This window comes from Ferrovibrio terrae, from assembly GCF_943371255.1.
Classification (GTDB): Bacteria; Pseudomonadota; Alphaproteobacteria; order Ferrovibrionales; family Ferrovibrionaceae; genus Ferrovibrio; species Ferrovibrio terrae_B.
In genome coordinates this window covers 37,461-58,937 of record NZ_CALRUC010000012.1, presented here as the reverse complement: position 1 = coordinate 58,937, position 21,477 = coordinate 37,461, and the positions used below count along the sequence as shown (strand labels likewise).

Genomic DNA, 21,477 nt, shown 5'->3' with positions numbered 1-21,477 from the left:
CGGCGTTGAAATGGTGATGCCGGGCGACAACGTGTCGATGGAAGTCGAGCTGATTGCGCCGATCGCCATGGACGAAGGCCTGCGCTTCGCGATCCGCGAAGGCGGCCGCACCGTCGGCGCCGGCGTCGTCGCCAAGGTCATCGCGTAAGTATCGAGCGTCAGACAGGACACAGGACCATGGATAGCCAGAATATCCGCATCCGCCTCAAGGCGTTCGATCATCGGGTGCTCGACCAGAGCACAAGCGAGATCGTCTCCACCGCAAAGCGCACCGGTGCGCGCGTGCGTGGCCCGATCCCGCTGCCGACTCATATTGAACGGTTCACCGTGAACCGTTCGCCGCACATCGACAAGAAGTCGCGCGAGCAGTTCGAGATCCGCACCCATAAGCGGCTCCTGGACATCGTCGACCCGACCCCGCAGACGGTGGACGCGCTGATGAAGCTCGACCTCGCCGCCGGCGTGGATGTCGAGATCAAGCTGTAAGGGAAGCGAACCCATGCGGACCGGATTGGTTGCACGCAAGCTGGGGATGACCCGGCTGTTCTCGGAGGACGGCACACATGTGCCCGTCACCGTGCTGAAGGTGGACAACTGCCAGGTGGTGGCGCAGCGCACCGCTGAGAAGGATGGCTATACCGCCCTCCAGCTCGGCGTCGATGCCGCCAAGCCGAAGAATGTCACCAAGGCCCTGCGCGGCCACTTTGCCAAGGCGAATGTCGAACCCAAGCGCAAGCTTGTCGAGTTCCGCATCCCGGCCGAGGCGATGGTGGAAGTCGGCGCCGAACTGTCGGTGGAGCATTTCATTGTCGGCCAGTTTGTCGACGTGACCGGCACCACGATCGGTAAGGGCTTTGCCGGCGTCATGAAGCGCCACAATTTCCGCGGCCTGGAAGCCAGCCACGGCGTGTCGGTCAGCCATCGTTCGCATGGTTCGACCGGTCAGCGCCAGGATCCGGGCAAGGTGTTCAAGGGCAAGAAGATGGCCGGCCATATGGGCGACCGTCAGCGCACCCAGCAGAACCTGCAGATCGTGCGCACGGACGCTGACCGCGGCCTGATCATGGTCAAGGGCAGCATTCCCGGCTCCGAGGGTCAGTATGTGGTGGTCCGTGACGCGGTGAAGAAGCCGCGCGCTAAGGATCTGCCGATGCCGGCCGCTCTCAAGGCCGCCAAGTAAAGGTAGATGATCATGGCTGAGACAATCGAAGTCGCCGTGACGACGCTGGAGAACAAGGACTCGGGCAAGCTGACGCTGTCCAAGGACGTGTTCGGCCTGCCGCCGCGTGCCGACCTGCTGCAGCGCTATGTGATCTGGCAGCTTGCCAAGCGCCAGCAGGGCACTCACAAGACCAAGACCTATGGCGAAGTTGCCGGTTCGACCCGCAAGATCGTCAAGCAGAAGGGCTCGGGCGGCGCCCGCCACGGCGGCATCCGCGCTCCGCAGTTCCGCGGTGGTGGTAAGGCTTTCGGCCCGGTGCCGCACAGCCACGCCATCGACCTGCCGAAGAAGGTCCGCAAGCTGGCCCTGAAGACCGCACTGTCGACCAAGCTGGCCGAAGGCAAGCTGAAGATCGTCGACAGCGCCGTTCTGTCGGTCGGCAAGACCAAGGATCTCGCCAGCAAGCTGAAGGGCATGGGCCTTGAGAGCGCGCTGGTGATCGACGGCAAGGTGCTGGACGAGAATTTCGCCCGCGCCATCCGTGCGATCCACAACGTCGACGTTCTGCCGGAGCAGGGCGCCAACGTTTACGACATCCTGCGCCGTGACACCCTGGTTCTGACCAAGGCCGCGGTCGAGGCTCTGGAGGCTCGCCTGAAATGAGCAACGTGAACCATTACGATGTGATCCTGTCCCCGGTGATCACCGAAAAGGCGACCCGTACTTCCGAGTACAATCAGGTCACCTTCAAGGTGCCGCTGTCCGCCACCAAGCCGCAGATCAAGGCCGCCGTCGAGGCGCTGTTCAAGGTCAAGGTGAAGGCGGTCAACACGCTGCTGGTGCAGGGCAAGACCAAGATCTTTCGTGGCGAGCCGGGCAAGCGCTCGGATTGGAAGAAGGCGATGATTACCCTCGCCGACGGCCACAAGATCGACGTGACGACGGGGATCTGAAGCCATGGCGTTGAAGACTTACAAGCCAGTTACGCCGTCGACCCGCGGCCTTGTGCTGATCGACCGCTCGCAGCTGCATAAGGGCCGCCCGGTCAAGGAACTGACCGAGGGCCTGAAGAAGACCGGTGGCCGCAACCATTTCGGTCGCATCACGACCCGTCACATCGGTGGTGGCCACAAGCGCCGCTATCGCATGATCGACTTCAAGCGCCGCAAGTTCGACATCGGCGCCGTGGTCGAGCGGATCGAGTATGACCCGAACCGCACCGCGTTCATCGCGCTGCTCAAGTATGATGACGGCGAGTTGGCCTACATCATTGCCCCGCAGCGCCTGAAGGCCGGCGACCGCGTGGTGTCGGGCGAGAAGGCCGACATCAAGCCGGGCAATGCGATGCCGCTGAAGTCGATCCCGGTCGGCACCATCATCCACAATGTGGAGATGAAGCCGGGCAAGGGTGGCCAGATGGCCCGTTCGGCCGGCAGCTTCGTGCAGCTGGTCGGCAAGGATCAGGGCATGGCCCTGGTTCGTCTGGCCTCGGGTGAGCAGCGTCTGGTGCAGGCCGAGTGCATGGCCACCATCGGCGCCGTGTCCAACCCGGACAACCAGAACACCAAGCTTGGCAAGGCTGGCCGCAAGCGCTGGATGGGCATTCGCCCGACCGTTCGCGGCGTGGCCATGAACCCGATCGACCATCCGCATGGTGGTGGTGAAGGTCGCACCTCTGGCGGTCGCCATCCGGTGACCCCGTGGGGCAAGAACACCAAGGGCAAGCGCACGCGCAACAACAAGCGGACGCAGAATATGATCCTGCGTCGCCGCCCGTCGGGCAAGCATAGCTGATCGGGCTAGGAGGTAGATCATGACACGTTCTGTCTGGAAGGGCCCGTTCGTTGACGGGTATCTGCTGAGCAAGGCCGACAAGGTTGCGTCGTCGGGTCGCAAAGAGGTCATCAAGACCTGGTCGCGGCGTTCGACGATCATGCCGCAGTTCGTCGGCCTGACTTTTGGCGTCCACAACGGCAACAAGTTCATCCCGGTGAATGTGACCGAGGATATGGTCGGGCATAAGTTCGGCGAGTTCTCGCCGACCCGCACCTTCCCGGGCCACACTGCCGGCGACAAGAAGGCGAAGAAGTAACCATGAGCAAGCAGGCGCGCGAAACCCGCCTCGGCGAGAACGAGGCCATGGCCGTGGGGCGCAACATCCGTGTTAGCCCCCGGAAGCTTGGTGTGGTGGCTGGTCTGATCCGCGGCAAGCGGGTCGAGGCTGCCCTGTCCGAGCTGACCTTCTCCAAGCGTCGTATCGCCCAGGATGTCCGCAAGGTCCTCCAGTCGGCGATCGCCAATGCCGAGAACAACCATCAGCTCGACGTCGACCGTCTGGTCGTCGCCGAAGCCAGTGTCGGCAAGGGCCTGGTGATGCGGCGTTTCCACGCCCGCGCCCGTGGCCGCGGCGCGCCGATCCTGAAGCCGTTCAGCCACCTCACCATCGTGGTGCGCGAGCGCGAAGAAGAGAAGAAGGCTCCGGCCCAGTCTAAGCCCAAGCGGGCCAAGAAGGCTGAAGTGCAGAGCGGGGAGCAGGCGTAATGGGTCAGAAAGTCAATCCGGTCGGGCTTCGTCTCGGCATCAATCGCACCTGGGATTCCCGCTGGTACGCCAGTGACAAGGAATATGCCGGTCTGCTGCACGAGGATCTGAAGATCCGCGCGTATCTTGAGCAGCGCCTGGCCCAGGCCGGTGTCGCCCGCATCGTCATCGAGCGTCCGGCCAAGAAGGCCCGTATCACCATCCACTCGGCGCGTCCGGGCGTGGTGATCGGCAAGAAGGGCGCCGACATCGAGAAGCTGCGTTCCGATCTGGCCAAGATGACCAAGTCGGAAGTGCACCTGAACATCGTCGAAATCCGCAAGCCGGAACTCGACGCCAAGCTGGTGGCCGAGAATATCGCCCAGCAGCTGGAGCGCCGCGTGGCCTTCCGCCGCGCCATGAAGCGCGCCGTGCAGTCGGCGATGCGTCTGGGCGCCGGCGGCATCCGCATCAACTGCGGTGGCCGTCTCGGCGGTGCCGAAATCGCCCGCGTTGAGTGGTATCGCGAAGGTCGCGTGCCGCTGCATACGCTGCGCGCCGATGTCGACTTTGCCCGCGCTACCGCCAAGACTGCCTATGGCAGCTGCGGCGTGAAGGTGTGGGTGTTCAAGGGCGAGATCATGGCGCATGACCCGATGGCGCAGGACAAGCGCATGGCCGAACAGGTCCAGGGCCATCAGGGCCATCAGGGCCGCCAAGGTTGAGCCGGGAGTAACGAGAGATGTTGCAACCGAAGCGTACCAAGTTCCGTAAGGCCTTTAAGGGTCGTATCAAGGGCGTTGCCAAGGGCGGCACCGACCTTAATTTCGGCGCCTTTGGCCTCAAGGCCCTCGAGCCGGCGCGCGTCACCGCCCGCCAGATCGAAGCCTGCCGCCGTGCGATCACCCGCCACATCAAGCGCCAGGGGCGCATGTGGATCCGCGTGTTCCCGGATGTGCCGGTGTCGAAGAAGCCGGCCGAAGTCCGCATGGGCTCCGGCAAGGGCTCGCCCGAATTGTGGGTGGCCCGCGTCAAGCCCGGCCGCATCATGTTCGAACTCGACGGCATCCCGGCGAATCTCGCCAAGGAAGCCTTCCAGCTCGGCGCTGCCAAGCTGCCGATCAAGACCAAGGTCGTCACCCGCCTGGGTGAGGGAGCTTAAGCCATGAAGAACAGTGAACTGGTCGGTAAGACCAAGGATGAGCTGAATACCAAGCTTGTCGACCTGAAGAAGGAGCAGTTCAATCTGCGCTTCCAGAAGGCGACGGGTCAGCTGGAGAACACCGCGCGCGTGAAGCAAGTGCGCCGCGACGTCGCCCGAGTGCGCACCGCCCTGCATAAGCAGGCCGGCGCCAAGAAGGCGTAAGGAGAGAAAAGATGCCGAAGCGCGTATTGCAGGGCGTCGTGGTGAGCAACAAGGGCAACAAGACCGTCGTCGTCAAGGTTGAGCGGCGGATCATGGACCCGGTGTACAAGAAGTTCATCCGCCGTTCGAAGAATTACCACGCCCATGACGAGACCAATTCTCGGAAAGAGGGCGAGGTTGTGTCGATTCAGGAATCGAAGCCGATCTCCAAGCTTAAGCGCTGGATCGTCGTCGAAAACGCTTCCTGAACCGCACCAAGATAGTTTAGCGAGGTACAGGTCCAATGATCCAAGTGGAAACCAATCTCGACGTCGCCGACAATTCGGGCGCACGCCGAGTCCAGTGCATCAAGGTGCTGGGTGGCGCGAAGCGCCGGACTGCCCAGGTCGGCGATGTGATCGTCGTGTCCGTCAAGGACGCGATCCCGCGCGGCAAGGTCAAGAAGGGCGACGTGCATCGTGCCGTCATCGTCCGCACGGCGAAGGAAATCCGCCGCGCCGATGGCAGTGCCATCCGCTTCGACCGCAATGCCGCTGTCCTGATCAACAAGCAGGAAGAGCCGATCGGCACCCGTATCTTCGGGCCGGTCACCCGCGAGCTGCGCGGCAAGGGCCATATGAAGATCATTTCGCTGGCGCCGGAGGTGCTCTGAGCCATGGCTGAAGCTATGAAGATCAAGAAAGGCGACAAGGTTGTCGTCATCACTGGTCGCTCCAAGGGTGTGACCGGCGAAGTGCTGAGCGTGAGCCGCGAGAGCAATCGCGTGACCGTGCAGGGCGCCAACAAGGTGATCAAGCATGTCAAGCCGAGCCGCACTGCGGCCGGTGGCATCGAGCAGCGCGAAGCCCCGCTGCATGTTTCCAACGTGATGCTCGCCGACCCCAAGGACGGCAAGCCGACCCGCGTTGGCGTCAAGTTCCTCGAAGATGGCCGCAAGGTGCGCGTTGCAAAGCGCTCCGGCGAAGTCATCGATCGCTGATGGAGGCTGAGATGGCCAATCCGCGCATGAAAGACATCTACGAACAGCAGGTCCGCAAGCAGCTGACCGAGAAGTTCGGCTACAAGAATTCCATGGAAGTGCCGAAGATCACCAAGATCGTCGTCAACATGGGTGTGGGCGAGGCTGCCCAGGACTCGAAGAAGCTGACCGCCGCGGCCTCCGAAATGGCTGCGATCACCGGCCAGAAGCCGATCCTGACCAAGTCGCGCAAGGCGATCGCGAACTTCAAGCTTCGCGAAGGCCAGGGCGTCGGCTGCAAGGTGACGCTGCGTCGCGAGCACATGTATGAATTCCTGGACCGCCTGATCAACATCGCCCTGCCGCGCGTGCGCGACTTCCGCGGTGTGAACGGCAAGAGCTTCGATGGCCGCGGCAACTACGCGCTCGGCCTGAAGGAGCAGTTCATCTTCCCGGAAATCGACTACGACAAGGTCGATTCAACCCGCGGCATGGACATCATCATCTGCACCACGGCGAAGACGGACGAGGAAGCCAAGGCCCTGCTGGCCGGTTTCCGCATGCCGTTCCAGAACTGAGCCGAGAAGGGACACCGGATATGGCTAAGACCAGTGCTGTTGAGAAGAATGAGCGTCGCCGCAGGATGTCGGTGCAGTTCGCCGCCAAGCGCGCGAAGCTGAAGGCGACGATCAAGAACAAGACGATCACCCCGGAAGAGCGTTTCGAGGCGGCCCTGAAGCTGGCCGAACTGCCGCGCAACTCCGCAAAGATCCGTGTGCGCAACCGTTGCGAACTGACCGGCCGTCCGCGCGCCGTTTATCGCAAGCTGAAGTTGTCGCGCAACATGCTCCGTGAACTGGCCTCGAGCGGCCAGATCCCGGGCATGACCAAGTCGAGCTGGTAAGGAGAGCAACAGATGGCTCTGACCGATCCCCTGGGCGATATGCTTGCCCGTATCCGTAACGGGCAGCAGGCGGGTAAGGCGGCAATCGCTTCCCCGGCTTCGAAGCTGCGTATGAACGTGCTCGAAGTGCTGAAGAAGGAAGGCTATATCCGCGGCTACGAGCTGCAGGAAGATGGCAACAAGCGCAACCTGCGCATCGAGCTGAAGTATTTCGAAGGCGAGCCGGTCATCAAGACCATCGATCGCGTTTCGAAGCCCGGCCGTCGCGTGTATTCGGCAATCAAGGACCTCGGCAAGGTGCGTGGCGGTCTCGGGATCTCGATCCTGTCCACCCCGCGCGGCGTGATGTCCGACACTGAGGCTCGCGCTGCCAATGTCGGCGGCGAAGTCCTCTGCCGCGTGTTCTAAGGAGCTGATCATGTCGCGTATCGGCAAGCATCCGGTTCCCGTGCCGCAGGGCGTGCAGGTCCAGTTGGCCGGCCAGACCCTGACGGCAAAGGGCCCGAAGGGTGAGCTGAAGCTCACCATCGTTGAAGATCTCGACGTCACGCTGGTTGACGGCAAGATCACCGTCAAGCCGCGTCAGGTCACCCGCCGCGCCCGCTCCATGTGGGGCATGCAGCGCACGCTGGTGAACAACCTGGTCAAGGGCGTCAAGGACGGCTTCAACGAAGAGCTGGAAATCAACGGCGTCGGTCTGCGTGCGGCGATGCAGGGCAAGAACCTGCAGCTGAACATGGGCTTCAGCCACGAAGTCATCTATCCGATCCCGGCCGGCATCGAAATCAAGGTGGAAAAGCCCACCTCGATCAAGATCTCGGGTGCGGACAAGCAGTTGGTCGGCAAGGTCGCAGCGGACATCCGCGGCATCAAGCCCCCGGAGCCCTACAAGGGCAAGGGCATCAAGTATGTTGATGAGACCATCCTGCGCAAGGAAGGCAAGAAGAAGTAAGGGATGCCGCTATGAGCCTGAAGACTCGCCTGAACGCGCTGAACGAGCGCCGCAAGCAGCGCAACCGCACCAAGATCATTGCGGCAGCGCATGGTCGTCCGCGCCTGAGCGTGCATCGCTCCTCGCGCTACATCTACGCCCAGGTGATCGACGACGTGAAGGGGGTGACTGTCGCCGCCGCCTCGTCGCTCGAAGCTGGCCTGCGCGGTTCGCTGAAGACCGGTGCCGACAGCAAGGCGGCCTCCGAGGTCGGCAAGCTGATCGCCGAGCGTGCCAAGGCCGCCGGCATCACCGATGTCACCTTCGACCGCGGCGCCTATCTCTATCACGGCCGCATCAAGGCGCTCGCTGACGCGGCGCGTGAAGCCGGTCTGAAATTCTAAGAAAGGTTTGGGTACAATGGCTGCTACTCAACGGGGTGAACGGGGCGAGCGTGATCGTGGCGACCGCGGTGGTGATCGCGAGCGCGGCGAGAACGAACTCGTCGACAAGCTCGTAAGCATCAATCGCGTTGCCAAGGTGGTGAAGGGCGGCCGTCGTTTCGGCTTTGCCGCTCTCGTCGTCGTCGGCGACCAGAAGGGCCGCGTCGGTTACGGTTCGGGCAAGGCCCGTGAAGTGCCGGAAGCGATCCGCAAGGCGACCGAGCATGCCAAGCGCAACATGATCCGCGTCAACCTGCGCGAAGGCCGCACGCTGCATCACGACATCGAGGGCCGTCATGGCGCCGGTAAGGTCGTTCTGCGCACGGCTCCGGCCGGTACCGGCATCATCGCCGGCGGCCCGATGCGCGCCGTGTTCGAGACGCTCGGCGTTGCCGACGTGGTGACCAAGTCGCTCGGTTCGTCGAATCCGCATAACATGGTGAAGGCGACCTTCGAGGCTCTCAAGGGCCTGAACGCCCCGCGCCATATCGCGTCAAAGCGCGGCAAGAAGGTCTCCGACCTGCTCGGCCGCCGTACCGAGACCGAGGAGTAATCTCCATGGCTGCTGCTAAGAAGACGGCCAAGCCGGCCGGCAAGACCGTGAAGGTCACCTGGGTGCGTTCGGCCAACAAGCGCACTGCCGATCAGCAGGGCACGCTGGTCGGTCTGGGCCTGCGCAAGCTGCATCAGACCCGCGAGCTGGAGGATACCCCCTCGGTGCGCGGCATGATCGCCAAGGTGCAGCATCTGCTGCAGGTCGAAGGCTAAGGATCACAGGACTGGCTTCAGGCCGGTCCGAGCGGAAGGGTTAGGAACATGCGTCTCAATCAGATTGCCGACAACGAGGGCGCCCGCAAGAACCGGATGCGCGTCGGTCGCGGCATCGGCTCGGGCAAGGGCAAGACCTCGGGCCGCGGCGTCAAGGGTCAGAAGGCCCGCACCGGCGTCAGCATCAGTGGCTTCGAAGGCGGTCAGACCCCGATCTATCGTCGTCTGCCGAAGCGTGGCTTCAATCCGTTGAACCCGGTCCATTTCGAGACCGTGAACATCGGTCGCCTGCAGTCAGCCATCGACAAGAAGAAGATCGATGCCACCAAGCCGATCGACGAAGCGGCGCTGAAGGCTGCGGGCCTGTGCTCGCGCAAGGCCGGCGGCGTGCGTCTGCTCGGCACCGGCGAGCTGAAGGCCAAGGTCACCATCACCGTCAGCGGCGCCTCGGGCACCGCCAAGGCGGCGGTCGAGAAGGCTGGCGGCAGCATCACTGTGCTGATCGCCCCGAAGGCCGAAGCCGAGCCGAAGGCCGAGAAGAAGGCCAAGGGCAAGAAGAAGTAAGACAGACCTTTCAGGTCACAACGGCGGGGCGCGAGCCCCGTCGTCCGTATCAGGTTCACGCGGTCGGATTTTAGGGCTCGCATATGGCATCGGCAGCGGAACGCATGGCAGGCAGCCTCAATCTTGGGGCATTTGCCAAAGCGACCGAATTGAAGAAGCGCATCTGGTTCACGATCGGCGCGCTGATCGTGTACCGGCTTGGCACCTATATTCCGCTGCCTGGCATCGATCCGCAGATCATGGCCGATATCTTCCGCCAGCAGTCCGGCGGCATCCTCGGCATGTTCAACGTGTTTGCCGGTGGCGCGCTCGAGCGCATGACCATCTTCGCGCTCAACATCATGCCGTATATCTCGGCCTCCATTATCGTGCAGCTGCTGACTGCGGTAACCCCGCAGCTGGAAGCGCTGAAGAAGGAAGGCGAGTCCGGCCGCAAGAAGCTGAACCAGTATACCCGCTACGGTACCGTTTTCCTGGCGCTGATCCAGTCCTACGGCATTGCCGTCGGCCTTGAAGGCATGGCCGGTACACGCGGCGGCGCCGTGCTCGATCCGGGCATGTTCTTCCGTCTCACCACCGTGGTCACGCTGACCGGCGGCACGCTGTTCCTGATGTGGCTGGGCGAGCAGATCACCCAGCGCGGCGTTGGCCAGGGCATCTCGCTGATCATCTTCGCCGGTATCATCGCGGAACTGCCGCGGGCTTTCGCGGCCACGATGGAACTCGGCCGCACCGGCGCGCTCAGCACCTTCTTCATCCTGTTCCTGCTGGTCCTGATCGTCGGCGTCATTACCTTCATCGTGTTCATGGAGCGCGCCCAGCGCCGCATCCTGGTGCAGTATCCCAAGCGACAGCAGGGCGCCCGCATGTTCGGCGGTGAAAGCTCGCATCTGCCGCTCAAGCTGAATACGTCCGGCGTCATCCCGCCGATCTTTGCCTCGTCGCTGCTGCTGATGCCGGCGACGGTTGCCCAGTTCACCGCTGGTGCGGGCGCGCCGGGCTGGGTCACCACCGTGACCACGCTGCTGGGCCATGGTCAGCCGCTGTATATGGCGACCTATGTCGCATTGATCGTATTCTTCTGCTTCTTCTATACCTCGGTCGTGTTCAATCCGAACGAGACTGCGGATAACCTGAAGAAGTATGGCGGCTTTGTGCCGGGCATCCGTCCGGGCCAGCGTACCGCCGAGTATTTCGATTATGTGCTGACGCGCCTTACTGTCGTCGGTGCCGCCTATATCGCCGGCGTCTGTCTGCTGCCGGAGTTCCTGATTTCCCAGTACTCGGTCCCGTTCTACTTCGGCGGCACCTCGCTGCTGATCGTGGTCAGCGTGACCATGGATACCGTTGCCCAGATCCAGTCGCATCTGCTGGCACACCAGTATGAGGGCCTCATCAAGAAGGCCAAGCTGAGGGGAGCGCGGAAATAATGAGACTCATTCTGCTCGGACCGCCCGGCGCCGGCAAAGGCACCCAGGCCCAGCGCCTGACAGCCAAGCATGGCCTGGTCCAGCTTTCGACCGGCGACATGCTGCGTGCCGCCGTCAAGGCCGGCACCGCCACCGGTCTCAAGGCCAAGGCCGTGATGGACAGCGGCGCCCTGGTCTCCGACGAGATCGTGGTCGGCATCATCGCCGAACGCATCGATCAGCCGGACTGCCGCAAGGGCTTCATCCTGGACGGCTTCCCGCGCACCACCAAGCAGGCGGAAGCGCTGGACAAGATGCTGGCCGAACGCAAGCTCAAGCTCGATACCGTGATCGAGATGCAGGTCGATGACGGCATCCTGGTTGAGCGTATTACCGGCCGATTCACCTGTGCCAAGTGCGGCGCGGGCTATCATGACAAGTTCCAGCCGACCAAGCAGGCAGGCGTCTGCGACCGCTGTGGCTCGACCGAATTCACCCGCCGTGCGGATGACAAGGCCGAAACCGTGGTTCCGCGTCTGAAGGCCTACCACGAGCAGACGGCACCGCTTCTCCCGTATTACGAGGGGCGGGGCATCCTGCGGAAGGTGGATGGGATGGCTGAAATCGACGAAGTGACGCAGCAAATCGAGGCCGTTTTGGCTTCGCTTTAAGCCCACTTAAGTAGTTGACTGAGTGAAGGAAGTTTCTATAATCGCGCCCCTTGGCAACGGGCGCGAGCGAAAATTAAGGCTGCGAATCCCGACGTAAGTCATTGACTGCGTTGGTTTTCTGTATGTCTTAACTGTGCCAAGGTGAACGCTCCGGTCGTGCCGGAGCGGGTGATTCGAGGAGAAAAAGCGTGGCGCGTATTGCTGGCGTGAACATTCCGACCAACAAGCGGGTCGAGATCGCACTGACCTACATCTACGGTATTGGCCGGGTGAAGGCGAAAGAGATTTGCGAAAAGGTGGGCCTCCCGTCGGAGCGCCGGGTCAATCAGTTGACCGACGCCGAGGTTCTGCAGATCCGTGAGACCATCGACCGCGATTACAAGGTTGAAGGCGACCTGCGCCGTGAGATCGCCATGGACATCAAGCGCCTGATGGATCTGGGCTGCTATCGTGGCCTGCGTCATCGCAAGGGTCTGCCGGTCCGTGGCCAGCGTACCCATACCAACGCCCGTACCCGCAAGGGCAAGGCGGTCGCCATCGCCGGCAAGAAGAAGGCCGCGCGCTAAACCGTTAGCCCCCGTTTTAAGGACTGCAGGATACTCATGGTCAAGGACAAGGCCGCGCGCCCCCGGCGCAAGGAAAAGAAGAACATCACATCTGCCGTTGCGCATGTGAATGCTTCGTTCAACAACACGATGATCACCATCACCGACGCCCAGGGCAACACCATTGCCTGGTCGTCGGCTGGCAGCCAGGGCTTCAAGGGTTCGCGCAAGTCGACCCCGTATGCCGCCCAGGTCGCCGCTGATGTTGCCGGCCGTCGCGCTGCCGAACATGGCGTGCGCACGCTGGAAGTCGAAGTGAAGGGCCCGGGTTCGGGCCGCGAGTCGGCGCTGCGCGCTCTGCAGGCTGTCGGGTTCGTCATCACCAGCATCCGCGACGTCACGCCGATCCCGCACAACGGCTGCCGCCCGCCGAAGCGTCGCCGCATCTAAACGGTCCGCGTCGGATTTAGGTCCGGCGCAGAACAAAGAACATGAGGCCGGCCGCTACCCACTTACTGGGGCGGCCGTTGCCGCACCCGAGGTGGTCTAGGCGGAGAGTTGCTTAGTTCCCGCCGCAACCGAACGAGGTTACAGGTGATCCAGAAGAATTGGACCGATCTGATTAAGCCGAACAAGCTGGTGATCGAGCCGGGCGCCGTGCCGGGCCGGACTGCCACCATTGTCGCCGAACCGCTGGAGCGCGGCTTCGGTCTTACCCTGGGCAACGCGCTGCGTCGCGTGCTGCTGTCGTCGCTGCAGGGCGCCGCCGTCACGTCCATCAAGATCGATGGCGTGCTGCATGAATTCTCGTCGATCCCGGGCGTGCGTGAAGACGTCACCGACATCGTCCTGAACATCAAGTCGATGGCGCTCAAGATGCACGGCGAAGGCCCCAAGCGCATGCATCTGAATGCGCAGGGTCCGTGCGAAGTCACCGCCAAGATGATCGAGACCGGCCATGACATCGAAGTCATGGATCCGAATCACGTGCTCTGCACGCTCGATGCCGGCGCCACCATCCGCATGGAACTGACCGTCGAAACCGGCAAGGGCTATGTGCCGGCCTCGGCCAACCGTCCGGAAGATGCGCCGATCGGCCTGATCCCGGTCGATGCGCTGTACAGCCCGGTGCGCAAGGTCTCCTACAAGGTCGAGAACACCCGTGAGGGCCAGATTCTCGACTATGACAAGCTGACCATGCAGCTCGAGACCAACGGCGCGATCAAGCCGGAAGACGCGGTGGCCTACGCCGCCCGTATCCTGCAGGATCAGCTGCAGCTCTTCATCAACTTCGAAGAGCCGAAGGCCGAGAGCCGCGAGAAGATCACCAGCGAGCCGGAATTCAATCCGAACCTGCTGCGTCGCGTCGACGAGCTGGAACTGTCGGTGCGTTCGGCCAACTGCCTGAAGAACGACAACATCGTCTATATCGGTGATCTGATCCAGAAGACCGAGGCGGAGATGCTGCGGACGCCGAATTTCGGCCGCAAGTCGCTTAACGAGATCAAGGAAGTTCTGGCTCAGATGGGTCTGCATCTCGGTATGCATGTCCCCAACTGGCCGCCGGAGAATATCGAGGAACTGGCGAAGAAGCTGCAGGATCAGTACTGATCCTGCCCGCCTAAAGAAGAAGATCGAGGAGAGTCCCTATGCGCCACCGTAATGCCGGCCGCAAACTCAATAAGACCAGCGCTCATCGTCGCGCCATGTTCGGTAACATGGCTGCTTCGCTGATCAAGCATGAGCAGATCACGACCACGCTGCCCAAGGCCAAAGAGCTGAAGCCGCTGATCGACAAGCTGATCACGCTCGGCAAGCGCGGTGATCTGCATGCGCGTCGCCAGGCGCTGTCCTTCCTGCCGGAGAAGGCAGCGGTGGACAAGCTGTTCTCCACGCTCAACACCCGCTATGCCGACCGCAAGGGCGGCTACAGCCGCGTGCTGAAGGCCGGCTTCCGCTATGGCGATGCCGCGCCGATGGCCGTGGTCGAGCTGGTGGATCGCGATCCCGCCGCCAAGGGCCTGGATTCGGGCCCGGTGCAGGAAGCCGCCGAGGCCGAAGCGGCAGCCTGATCGGCTGACGTCACCATCCTTTGAAACGGCGGTCCGGTTTCCGGGCCGCCGTTTTCATTTGAGTGCCGGATTTGCGTGTCAGTCCGTCTCGGTCTGCGGCGTGAACACCACGCCGATCAGCAGCATCTCCACCGTGGCATGCCCGAGCGGCAGCACCAGCGACTGATGAGAGACATACTGCTCGCCGACCAGGCCGCGGCGCTGGATCAGGGCCGGCTGATGGCTTTCCATCACGCTGATATAGGTCTGGCGGGCCATGGCGGCCAGTTCAGGCCAGGGATGCTGGTCCAGGTATTTGCCGGTCATGTCGAAGCCCTGGCGCTGGGCGATATCGGTACCGAACAGGCGGTAGCGGAAGCGCAGGGGTGCCGGCTCGATATCCACCAGCAGCAGGCTGCCGATCACGAAGCGCAGGTCGAGCGGATCGATATCCTCGCGCCCCGGATAGGGGCGGCCGGCCCGTTTGGTGTCCCAGTAGCTGTGCAGCTGTCTCAGAGTCGGCTTGTCGAGTTCCATGGTAGGGAGAATCGCCACCAAGGCGTGAATACGGAGTTAATCCGTTCGCCAACACAGGCTCCCCATTGAAAACACTTTGCAAACATCCCTATCTAACCGGAACCATGATACGCCCCTCAGCCTCCCGCGGATTCCTCGCACTGGTGCTCACCACCTTGGTGGCGCTGGTTCCCTTCATCGCCTCGGCCCAGCAGACCCAGAACCGCCTGCCGGCCAGCCGCACCGAGATCCAGCTCAGCTTTGCGCCGCTGGTGCAGCATGCGGCGCCGGCGGTGGTCAATGTCTACACGCGACGGGTGGAGAAGGTGGCGCAGCCGCGCTCGCCGCTGTTCGACGATCCGTTCTTCCGCCGCTTTTTCGGTGACCAGGCGCCCTTCGGTCCGCCGCGTGAGCGCGTCGCCCAGTCGCTGGGCTCCGGCGTCATCGTCGATGCCGAGGGCGTCATCGTCACCAACAACCATGTGATCGACGGCGCCACCGAGATCGTTGTCGCGCTGAGCGACCGGCGCGAATTCGAGGCCAGGGTGATTGCCGCCGATCCGCGTTCGGATCTCGCCGTGCTGCGTATCGATACCCGCGGCGAGACATTGCCGTATCTGGAATTCCGCGATTCCGACGAGCTGCAGGTCGGCGATCTGGTGCTGGCCATCGGCAATCCCTTTGGCGTCGGCCAGACCGTGACCCAGGGGATCATCTCGGCTGTCGGTCGCGCCATCTCCGACGACCTGACCGCGCAGTCTTTCATTCAGACCGATGCGGCGATCAACCCGGGCAATTCCGGCGGCGCGCTGCTGGGCATGGATGGCAAGCTGGCCGGCATCAACACGGCGATCTTCTCGCGCTCTGGCGGCTCGATCGGCATCGGCTTCGCCATCCCGGCCAATCTGGTGTCCTCGACCGTCGCCAGCGCCATGGCGGGCAAGGGCATCCGGCGGCCGTGGTTCGGCGCCAGTGGCGAAGTGGTGACCAGCGAGATCGCCCAGGGGCTCGGCATGCCGCGGCCCAATGGCGTGCTGGTCGGGGAAGTGTATCGCGGCGGTCCGGCTGATCGGGCCGGCCTGAAGGCAGGCGATGTGGTGCTGGCGATCGATGGCCGCGAGGTCAACGATCCGCAGGCGCTGCGCTTCCGCATCGCCACCCGCAAGCTGGGTGAGACGGCCGCCCTGGATGTGCAGCGGCGCGGCCAGCGCGTGGCGCTGAAAATCGCCCTGCAGGATGCGCCCGAACTGCCGCCGCGCGATCTGACCCGGCTGAGCGGCAACCAGCCGCTTGCCGGCGCCACCGTCGGCAATCTGTCGCCGGCTTTCGCCGAGGAGCTGGGCGTCGATACGCTGATGCGCGGCGTCATCGTCACCGAGATCGTGCCGGGCTCGCCGGCCAACCGGCTGCGCGTGCGGCCGGGCGATGTGATCGTCAAAATCAACGACCGCGATGTGTCCGATGCGAAGGGCTTGCAGGGCCTGTTGCAGGGCAGCAGCCAGTGGACCGTGGTGCTGCGGCGGAACAAGCAGCTGCTGTCCTTCTCGGTGCGGGGCTGAGCATGGCCAAGCGGGGCGATCCTGCAGCGGGGGGCACCGGCGAAAGCCTGTTCGTTGCCGCCGGCATGGATGCCTCAGCCGTGGCGCCGCTGGCCGACCGCCTGCGGCCGCGCACGCTCGCAGACATCATCGGCCAGGATCATCTGCTGCAGGGCGAGGGGCCGCTGGCCCGCATGGTGCAGGCGAAAAAGCTCGCCAGCCTGATCCTCTGGGGCCCGCCGGGCACCGGTAAGACCTCGATTGCCCGCCTGCTGGCCGATGCGACCGGACTGGAATTCGCGCCGCTCTCGGCGGTGTTTTCCGGCGTCGCCGATCTGCGCAAGGTATTCGAGACCGCGCGCGCGCGTCGTGCTACCGGCAAGGCGACGCTGCTGTTCGTCGATGAAATCCATCGCTTCAACCGCGCGCAGCAGGATGGCTTCCTGCCCTATGTGGAAGACGGCACCGTGGTGCTGGTCGGCGCCACCACCGAGAATCCCAGCTTCGCGCTCAACTCGGCGCTGCTCTCGCGCTCTTCCGTCGTGGTGCTGCACCGGCTTGATGATGCGGCGCTCGAATCCCTGCTGCAGCGCGCCGAAACCATCGAGAACCGCGCCCTGCCGTTGAGCGTCGAGGCCCGCGCCGCCCTGCGCGCCATGGCCGATGGCGATGGCCGCTATCTGCTCAACATGGCCGAGCAGATCTATACCCTGCCGGCCGACACCGTGCCGCTCGATCCCGCGCGGCTGGCCGAAACCCTGCAGAAACGCGCGCCGCTTTACGACAAGACCCAGGACGAGCATTACAACCTGATCTCCGCACTGCATAAGTCGCTGCGCGGCTCCGATGTCGATGCCGCGCTCTACTGGATGGCGCGCATGCTGGTGGGTGGCGAAGACCCGCTCTACATCCTGCGCCGGCTGGTGCGCTTTGCCGCCGAGGATATCGGCATGGCCGATCCGAACGCGCTGCTGCAGGCACTGGCCGCCAAGGACATGTATGATTTCCTCGGTTCGCCCGAAGGCGAGCTCGGCCTGGTGCAGGCGGTGATCTATCTCGGCACCGCGCCGAAATCGAATGCCGCCTACAAGGCCGAGAGCGGCGCCAAGCGTGCTGCCCGCGAACACGGCTCGCTGATGCCGCCGATGCATATTCTCAATGCGCCGACCAAGATGATGAAGCAGATGGGCTACAACGCCGGCTATGCTTACGACCACGACACGGCCGAAGGCTTTTCCGGGCAGAACTATTTCCCTGACGGCATGGAACGGCAGACTTTTTATCGCCCGGTCGAGCGCGGCTTTGAGCGCGACATCATCAAGCGACTCGACTACTGGCAGAAGCTGCGCAGCCGTCGTCAGGATGACGAAGCCTGAACGTAGAACCGGCTCGCTTTACTCGCGGCACGGGCAACGTTAACCAAGCTCTTACGCTGACCCGTCAATAATTATGGTATAAACTCAAAACAATGGCACAGCCTCTCAGCAGATCGTCGGCCAAGACGCCATTGGCCTCATTCATGGAGCGCTTCTCCGTGTTGCAGAAGCTGAGTGTCGTTGGCTTGCTTGCCCTGCTGCTACTGGTCGCAGCGGGACTCTACAGTTTTATGGTTCTCGCGCCGAAGGAACAGGTTTTCTACACGCCGGGCAGCGTGCCGAAGCGCGAAGACTGCTTCTATGCCAAGCTGGCGCAGTACAAGAACGTGACAAAGCAGATTCTGTTCAGCGCGGCGCAGGAATGCGAGCTTGAGGTGCAGTCGATCGAAGGCCATGAGAATATGCGCCAGGAATGGATCGACCGTCAGGCGGAGAAGGCCCGCGAGCGCGCCGCCAACCCGCCGCCGGTCCAGGAAGAACCCAAGGAACAGGACCGCGTGCGCCGTGTCTGGCGCTGACAGGTCCGTCATCACACCGTAGAGTATCCCCATGTCTCAGGTTACCACCCGTACCGTCGGTGCCGACGAAGCCGACCTGCGCCTTGACCGCTGGTTCAAGCGCCATTTCCCCTGGCTCGGCCATGCCAAGCTGGAAAAGTTGCTGCGCACCGGCCAGGTCCGCATCGATGGCGGCCGTGCCAAGGCGGCGACCCGGCTCGAGGTCGGCCAGGCGATCCGCATTCCGCCGCTCGGTGATCCGCCCAAGGACGATGAGCCCCGTGTCTCCAAGCCGGCCAAGGCCAGCCCGGAGCGCATTGCCGAGCTGGAAGCCGCCGTCCTGCACAAGGACGACGCCGTCATCGTGCTGAACAAGCCGGCCGGCCTGGCCACCCAGGGCGGTACCGGCCTGACCGAGCATCTGGATGGCCTGCTCGGCTTCCTGAAATTCGGCAATGCCGAACGGCCGCGCCTGGTGCATCGCCTGGACAAGGACACCTCCGGCGTGCTGCTGCTGGCGCGCACTGCCTCGGCCGCGGCGAAACTGGCCGAGGCCCTGCGCAAGCGCGATGCGCACAAGCTCTACTGGGCGCTGGTGATGGGCGTGCCGATCCAGCGCATGGGCAAGATCGAGCTGGCGCTGTCCAAGCTGCCCGGTGCCGCCGGCGAACGCATGGTGGCGGATGAGGAAGATGGCAAGAATGCCGTCACGCTCTATCGCACCATCGAAACAGCCGGCCGCCGCGCTGCCTGGCTCGGCATGGCGCCGCTCACCGGGCGCACGCATCAGCTGCGCGTGCATGCCGCCGCCATCGGAACGCCGATTGTCGGCGACGGCAAATACGGCGGTGCCGAAGCTTTCCTCACCGGTGGCGTCAGCCGCAAGCTGCATCTGCATGCGCGCGGCATCAAGCTGGCGCATCCCGATGGCGGCAAGCTGGAAATCCGCGCGCCGCTGCCGCCGCATATGGCCGCCACCTGGGACTTCCTCGGTCTCACGCTCGACAAGAGCGCCGACGCATGGCTGGAAGAATAACCCCGCCGCCATTGTTGCCCGACGATCTGCGGGGCCGCGCGCACCCGCTGCGCGCCGGCTTGGCTGCCGAGGTGCATGCTCGGCCGCCGCTGCCGCTCGCGGCGCCGGCCCGCGTGCTGCATCTCGCCATGATGCTGAAACCGGAAGATGGCGCCGCCGAACATGCCCATCTCGCGGCCCTGTGCCGCAGCTGCGGCATGGCCGAGCCCGAGCTGGGCACCAAGCATGTCGCCGTTGCCCTGTCGGGGGCCGGACACCTGATCTGGGAGCGGCGCACCGAATTCTCGACCTACACGCTGTATCTGCCGCGCAGCGCCGGCACGCCGCTGGATCGTCCCGCCACGGACCTGCCGCTGCCGGCCGGCTGGCTCGATGCGCTGCCGGGCAGGCTGATGGTGGCGGCCGATGTCACCGTGTTGGATGCCGGCGAGGCCGTGCCGGGGCAGGCGGAACTGGAAAGCATTTTCGATGGCCCGACCATGGTGGCGAGCCGGGTGGCCAGCGATCACGCCACGGTCTGGACCGATTTCCATCTGGGCGCCGATGATGCCGTGCGCTTCGTGCTGCATGGCGGCGCGCTTACCGATGCCCAGCGGGGCCGCATCGTCATGCGCCTGCTGGATATCGAGACCTATCGCATGATGGCGCTGCTGGCACTGCCGCTGGCGCAGCAGGTGGCGCCGCGCATTACTGCGCTGGAGCAGGGGCTGGCGAAACTGTCCGGCCGCATGGTCGATGTCGAGCATGAAAGCGAGCAGAGCCTGCTGCTCGAACTGGCCGGGCTCGCCGCCGAGGTCGAGACCCTGGCGGTGGAAACGCCCTATCGCTTCGGCGCCGGGCGGGCCTATCACGCGCTGGTCGAACGCCGCATCGCCGAGCTGCGCGAGACCCGCATCGAAGGCATGCCCACCATCGGCGAATTCATGGAGCGGCGGCTTTCACCGGCGATGCGCACCTGCATCACCATGGCCGAACGGATCGAGGGCCTCTCCCGTCGTGCCACCCGCATGGCCAACCTGCTGCGCACCCGCGTCGATGTCGCGCTGGAGCGGCAGAATGTCGGTCTGCTCGATACGATGAACCAGCGCTCGCGGCTGCAGCTGCGCCTGCAGGAAACCGTCGAGGGCCTGTCGGTCGCTGCCATCACCTATTATGTGGTCGGCCTGGTCGGCTATGCGGCGCAGGCGCTGCATGCGGTCGGCCTGCCGGTCGACAAGGAAATCGCCATCGGCGTGGCAATCCCGGTGGTAGCGCTGCTGGTCTGGTGGGGCCTGCGGCGTTTCCGCCGCTCGCTGCAGAAGGAAGGCCTGCACTAGGCGGGTTGACGCAGCGCGCGCTTGATCCCGTCTGCCAGGTAATCCGCCACCGCGCGCACGCGTGGCGTGTTGCGCAGATCGCGATGCAGCACCAGCCATAATTCCCGCGTCACCGGCGGCTTGCCCGGCTCGGCCACCAGTTCGGGATACTGCCCCGCGATATATTCCGGCAGCAGCACGGCACAGGCGCCGGCGCGGGCGGCGGCCACCAGCGGCAGCATGCTGTTGCTGCGGATCATCTGCTTCAGCCCTGACTTTTTCAGCCACAGCGATTCCGGCAGATCGGCCAGGCTTTCATCGAAGGCCGCGACAGCAGTGCGGTCCGGTGCCGCCGGATTGCGGAACAGCCGGTAGGGCACGGCGCCCAGGCGGCTGGCATAGAGTTCGCCGGTCTTGGGCCGGGCCCAGCGGATCGCGATATCGGCCTCGCGCCGCGCCAGGCTGAGCGAGCGATGCTCGACAGCGATCTCGATCTGCAGCGCCGGCCAGCGCTGTCGCAGGCCGGTCAGCTGTGGCGCAATCGTGTGGCTGGCAACGCCCTCGGTGCAGGTGATGCGCACGGTGCCGGAAATCTGTTCGCCGCGACTGGCATCGCCCAGACGACCGAGCCGCAGCAGCGGCGCCTCGATCTGTTCGGCGGCGGCCAGCACCGGGGCAGCGGCCGGGGTCAGCACATAGCCGCGCGCCCGGCGCTCGAACAGCGTCAGTTCCAGCGTTTCCTCCAGCGCGGCGATGCGCCGAGACACCGTTGCGTGATTGACCTTCAGAAAACGGGCCGTGGCCGACAGGCTGCCATGACGGGCCAGGGCCAGCACATAGCGCAGGTCGTTCCAGTCGAGATCATCTGTGCGTTTTTGCAAAGCCATGGCGCGATCTTATGGAATATGCACAGAGGGCGCCAGCGGC

General features: G+C 64.0%; 34 protein-coding genes and 1 pseudogene. 33 read left to right on the top strand and 2 right to left on the bottom strand.

Features of this window, described 5'->3' with window-relative positions; translation table 11 throughout:
- From tuf to rplQ, 28 genes and pseudogenes are all read left to right on the top strand, one after another.
- Positions 1–148, top strand: a pseudogene (gene tuf / locus AAG799_RS04845) (elongation factor Tu); the annotation flags it as partial.
- 29 nt (positions 149–177) lie between these two features.
- Positions 178–486, top strand: coding sequence for a 30S ribosomal protein S10 (gene rpsJ, locus AAG799_RS04840; protein WP_297687003.1), 309 nt, complete (start codon positions 178–180; stop codon positions 484–486).
- 13 nt (positions 487–499) lie between these two features.
- Positions 500–1,180: a 50S ribosomal protein L3 gene (gene rplC, locus AAG799_RS04835; protein ID WP_341894668.1), complete on the top strand. Its 681-nt coding sequence runs from the start codon at positions 500–502 to the stop codon at positions 1,178–1,180.
- Positions 1,181–1,204: 24 nt separating this feature from the next.
- On the top strand, positions 1,205–1,825 hold the full coding sequence (rplD, locus tag AAG799_RS04830; protein ID WP_341894670.1) for a 50S ribosomal protein L4: 621 nt from the start codon (positions 1,205–1,207) through the stop codon (positions 1,823–1,825).
- Positions 1,822–2,115 carry a 50S ribosomal protein L23 gene (locus AAG799_RS04825; protein ID WP_341894667.1) on the top strand — a complete coding sequence of 98 codons (294 nt, stop codon included), beginning with the start codon at positions 1,822–1,824 and terminating at the stop codon, positions 2,113–2,115. Before rplD ends, AAG799_RS04825 begins: the two co-directional genes overlap by 4 nt.
- 4 nt (positions 2,116–2,119) lie before the next feature.
- Positions 2,120–2,956, top strand: coding sequence for a 50S ribosomal protein L2 (gene rplB / locus AAG799_RS04820; RefSeq protein ID WP_341894666.1), 837 nt, complete (start codon positions 2,120–2,122; stop codon positions 2,954–2,956).
- Between the two features lie 19 nt (positions 2,957–2,975).
- Entirely contained in the window at positions 2,976–3,254 is a 279-nt protein-coding gene (gene rpsS / locus AAG799_RS04815; protein ID WP_297686995.1) for a 30S ribosomal protein S19, read from the top strand.
- 2 nt (positions 3,255–3,256) lie between these two features.
- Entirely contained in the window at positions 3,257–3,703 is a 447-nt protein-coding gene (gene rplV / locus AAG799_RS04810; RefSeq protein ID WP_341894665.1) for a 50S ribosomal protein L22, read from the top strand.
- Positions 3,703–4,407, top strand: a complete 705-nt coding sequence (gene rpsC / locus AAG799_RS04805; protein ID WP_341894664.1) for a 30S ribosomal protein S3 — start codon at positions 3,703–3,705, stop codon at positions 4,405–4,407. The genes rplV and rpsC overlap by 1 nt, the downstream gene beginning before the upstream one ends.
- 17 nt (positions 4,408–4,424) lie before the next feature.
- The gene (gene rplP / locus AAG799_RS04800) at positions 4,425–4,844 is read left to right on the top strand and encodes a 50S ribosomal protein L16 (protein ID WP_341894663.1); all 420 of its coding nucleotides are present in this window, start codon (positions 4,425–4,427) and stop codon (positions 4,842–4,844) included.
- A 3-nt stretch (positions 4,845–4,847) separates the two neighbouring features.
- A complete protein-coding gene (rpmC, locus tag AAG799_RS04795; protein ID WP_341894662.1) occupies positions 4,848–5,048 on the top strand; it encodes a 50S ribosomal protein L29 in 201 nt (66 codons plus the stop codon).
- A gap of 11 nt (positions 5,049–5,059) precedes the next feature.
- Positions 5,060–5,296 carry a 30S ribosomal protein S17 gene (gene rpsQ / locus AAG799_RS04790; RefSeq protein WP_341894661.1) on the top strand — a complete coding sequence of 79 codons (237 nt, stop codon included), beginning with the start codon at positions 5,060–5,062 and terminating at the stop codon, positions 5,294–5,296.
- Between the two features lie 35 nt (positions 5,297–5,331).
- A complete protein-coding gene (gene rplN / locus AAG799_RS04785; RefSeq protein WP_144257933.1) occupies positions 5,332–5,700 on the top strand; it encodes a 50S ribosomal protein L14 in 369 nt (122 codons plus the stop codon).
- A 3-nt stretch (positions 5,701–5,703) separates the two neighbouring features.
- A complete protein-coding gene (rplX, locus tag AAG799_RS04780) occupies positions 5,704–6,027 on the top strand; it encodes a 50S ribosomal protein L24 (protein ID WP_341894660.1) in 324 nt (107 codons plus the stop codon).
- Positions 6,028–6,038: 11 nt separating this feature from the next.
- Positions 6,039–6,584: a 50S ribosomal protein L5 gene (rplE, locus tag AAG799_RS04775; protein WP_341894659.1), complete on the top strand. Its 546-nt coding sequence runs from the start codon at positions 6,039–6,041 to the stop codon at positions 6,582–6,584.
- Between the two features lie 20 nt (positions 6,585–6,604).
- Complete coding sequence (gene rpsN / locus AAG799_RS04770; protein ID WP_341894658.1) at positions 6,605–6,910, top strand: 30S ribosomal protein S14; 306 nt, start codon at positions 6,605–6,607, stop codon at positions 6,908–6,910.
- A 12-nt stretch (positions 6,911–6,922) separates the two neighbouring features.
- On the top strand, positions 6,923–7,318 hold the full coding sequence (rpsH, locus tag AAG799_RS04765; RefSeq protein ID WP_341894657.1) for a 30S ribosomal protein S8: 396 nt from the start codon (positions 6,923–6,925) through the stop codon (positions 7,316–7,318).
- 10 nt (positions 7,319–7,328) lie between these two features.
- Positions 7,329–7,862: a 50S ribosomal protein L6 gene (gene rplF / locus AAG799_RS04760; RefSeq protein WP_341894656.1), complete on the top strand. Its 534-nt coding sequence runs from the start codon at positions 7,329–7,331 to the stop codon at positions 7,860–7,862.
- Between the two features lie 29 nt (positions 7,863–7,891).
- Positions 7,892–8,245: a 50S ribosomal protein L18 gene (rplR, locus tag AAG799_RS04755; RefSeq protein WP_341894669.1), complete on the top strand. Its 354-nt coding sequence runs from the start codon at positions 7,892–7,894 to the stop codon at positions 8,243–8,245.
- Between the two features lie 16 nt (positions 8,246–8,261).
- The gene (gene rpsE, locus AAG799_RS04750) at positions 8,262–8,837 is read left to right on the top strand and encodes a 30S ribosomal protein S5 (protein ID WP_341894655.1); all 576 of its coding nucleotides are present in this window, start codon (positions 8,262–8,264) and stop codon (positions 8,835–8,837) included.
- A 5-nt stretch (positions 8,838–8,842) separates the two neighbouring features.
- The gene (gene rpmD / locus AAG799_RS04745; RefSeq protein ID WP_341894654.1) at positions 8,843–9,052 is read left to right on the top strand and encodes a 50S ribosomal protein L30; all 210 of its coding nucleotides are present in this window, start codon (positions 8,843–8,845) and stop codon (positions 9,050–9,052) included.
- A gap of 48 nt (positions 9,053–9,100) precedes the next feature.
- Entirely contained in the window at positions 9,101–9,616 is a 516-nt protein-coding gene (gene rplO, locus AAG799_RS04740) for a 50S ribosomal protein L15 (RefSeq protein WP_341894653.1), read from the top strand.
- Between the two features lie 83 nt (positions 9,617–9,699).
- Positions 9,700–11,046, top strand: coding sequence for a preprotein translocase subunit SecY (gene secY / locus AAG799_RS04735; protein WP_341894652.1), 1,347 nt, complete (start codon positions 9,700–9,702; stop codon positions 11,044–11,046).
- On the top strand, positions 11,046–11,696 hold the full coding sequence (locus tag AAG799_RS04730; protein WP_341894651.1) for an adenylate kinase: 651 nt from the start codon (positions 11,046–11,048) through the stop codon (positions 11,694–11,696). The genes secY and AAG799_RS04730 overlap by 1 nt, the downstream gene beginning before the upstream one ends.
- Positions 11,697–11,884: 188 nt before the next feature.
- The gene (gene rpsM, locus AAG799_RS04725; protein WP_341894650.1) at positions 11,885–12,262 is read left to right on the top strand and encodes a 30S ribosomal protein S13; all 378 of its coding nucleotides are present in this window, start codon (positions 11,885–11,887) and stop codon (positions 12,260–12,262) included.
- 36 nt (positions 12,263–12,298) lie between these two features.
- Complete coding sequence (gene rpsK, locus AAG799_RS04720; RefSeq protein WP_298727782.1) at positions 12,299–12,691, top strand: 30S ribosomal protein S11; 393 nt, start codon at positions 12,299–12,301, stop codon at positions 12,689–12,691.
- Between the two features lie 144 nt (positions 12,692–12,835).
- Positions 12,836–13,852: a DNA-directed RNA polymerase subunit alpha gene (locus tag AAG799_RS04715; RefSeq protein ID WP_341894649.1), complete on the top strand. Its 1,017-nt coding sequence runs from the start codon at positions 12,836–12,838 to the stop codon at positions 13,850–13,852.
- Between the two features lie 38 nt (positions 13,853–13,890).
- Positions 13,891–14,313: a 50S ribosomal protein L17 gene (gene rplQ, locus AAG799_RS04710; RefSeq protein ID WP_341894648.1), complete on the top strand. Its 423-nt coding sequence runs from the start codon at positions 13,891–13,893 to the stop codon at positions 14,311–14,313.
- Positions 14,314–14,391: 78 nt separating this feature from the next.
- Here the strand turns inward: rplQ and AAG799_RS04705 are convergent, their stop codons facing one another.
- Positions 14,392–14,847, bottom strand: a complete 456-nt coding sequence (locus AAG799_RS04705; RefSeq protein ID WP_341894647.1) for a PAS domain-containing protein — start codon at positions 14,845–14,847, stop codon at positions 14,392–14,394.
- A gap of 125 nt (positions 14,848–14,972) precedes the next feature.
- Between AAG799_RS04705 and AAG799_RS04700 the strand changes: the two genes are divergently transcribed.
- The 5 genes from AAG799_RS04700 (at position 14,973) to AAG799_RS04680 (ending at position 20,571) form a co-directional block, all read left to right on the top strand.
- Entirely contained in the window at positions 14,973–16,367 is a 1,395-nt protein-coding gene (locus tag AAG799_RS04700; RefSeq protein WP_341894646.1) for a Do family serine endopeptidase, read from the top strand.
- A 2-nt stretch (positions 16,368–16,369) separates the two neighbouring features.
- Positions 16,370–17,722, top strand: a complete 1,353-nt coding sequence (locus tag AAG799_RS04695) for a replication-associated recombination protein A (RefSeq protein WP_341894645.1) — start codon at positions 16,370–16,372, stop codon at positions 17,720–17,722.
- A gap of 143 nt (positions 17,723–17,865) precedes the next feature.
- Positions 17,866–18,240, top strand: a complete 375-nt coding sequence (locus AAG799_RS04690) for a hypothetical protein (RefSeq protein ID WP_341894644.1) — start codon at positions 17,866–17,868, stop codon at positions 18,238–18,240.
- 31 nt (positions 18,241–18,271) lie between these two features.
- Positions 18,272–19,255, top strand: a complete 984-nt coding sequence (locus AAG799_RS04685; RefSeq protein ID WP_341894643.1) for an RluA family pseudouridine synthase — start codon at positions 18,272–18,274, stop codon at positions 19,253–19,255.
- Positions 19,240–20,571: a DUF3422 domain-containing protein gene (locus AAG799_RS04680; protein WP_341894642.1), complete on the top strand. Its 1,332-nt coding sequence runs from the start codon at positions 19,240–19,242 to the stop codon at positions 20,569–20,571. Before AAG799_RS04685 ends, AAG799_RS04680 begins: the two co-directional genes overlap by 16 nt.
- Here AAG799_RS04680 and AAG799_RS04675 read toward each other — a convergent pair.
- Positions 20,568–21,437: a LysR family transcriptional regulator gene (locus AAG799_RS04675; RefSeq protein ID WP_341894641.1), complete on the bottom strand. Its 870-nt coding sequence runs from the start codon at positions 21,435–21,437 to the stop codon at positions 20,568–20,570. The two genes, AAG799_RS04680 and AAG799_RS04675, sit on opposite strands and share 4 nt — an antisense overlap.
- Between the last annotated feature and the right edge of the window lie 40 nt (positions 21,438–21,477).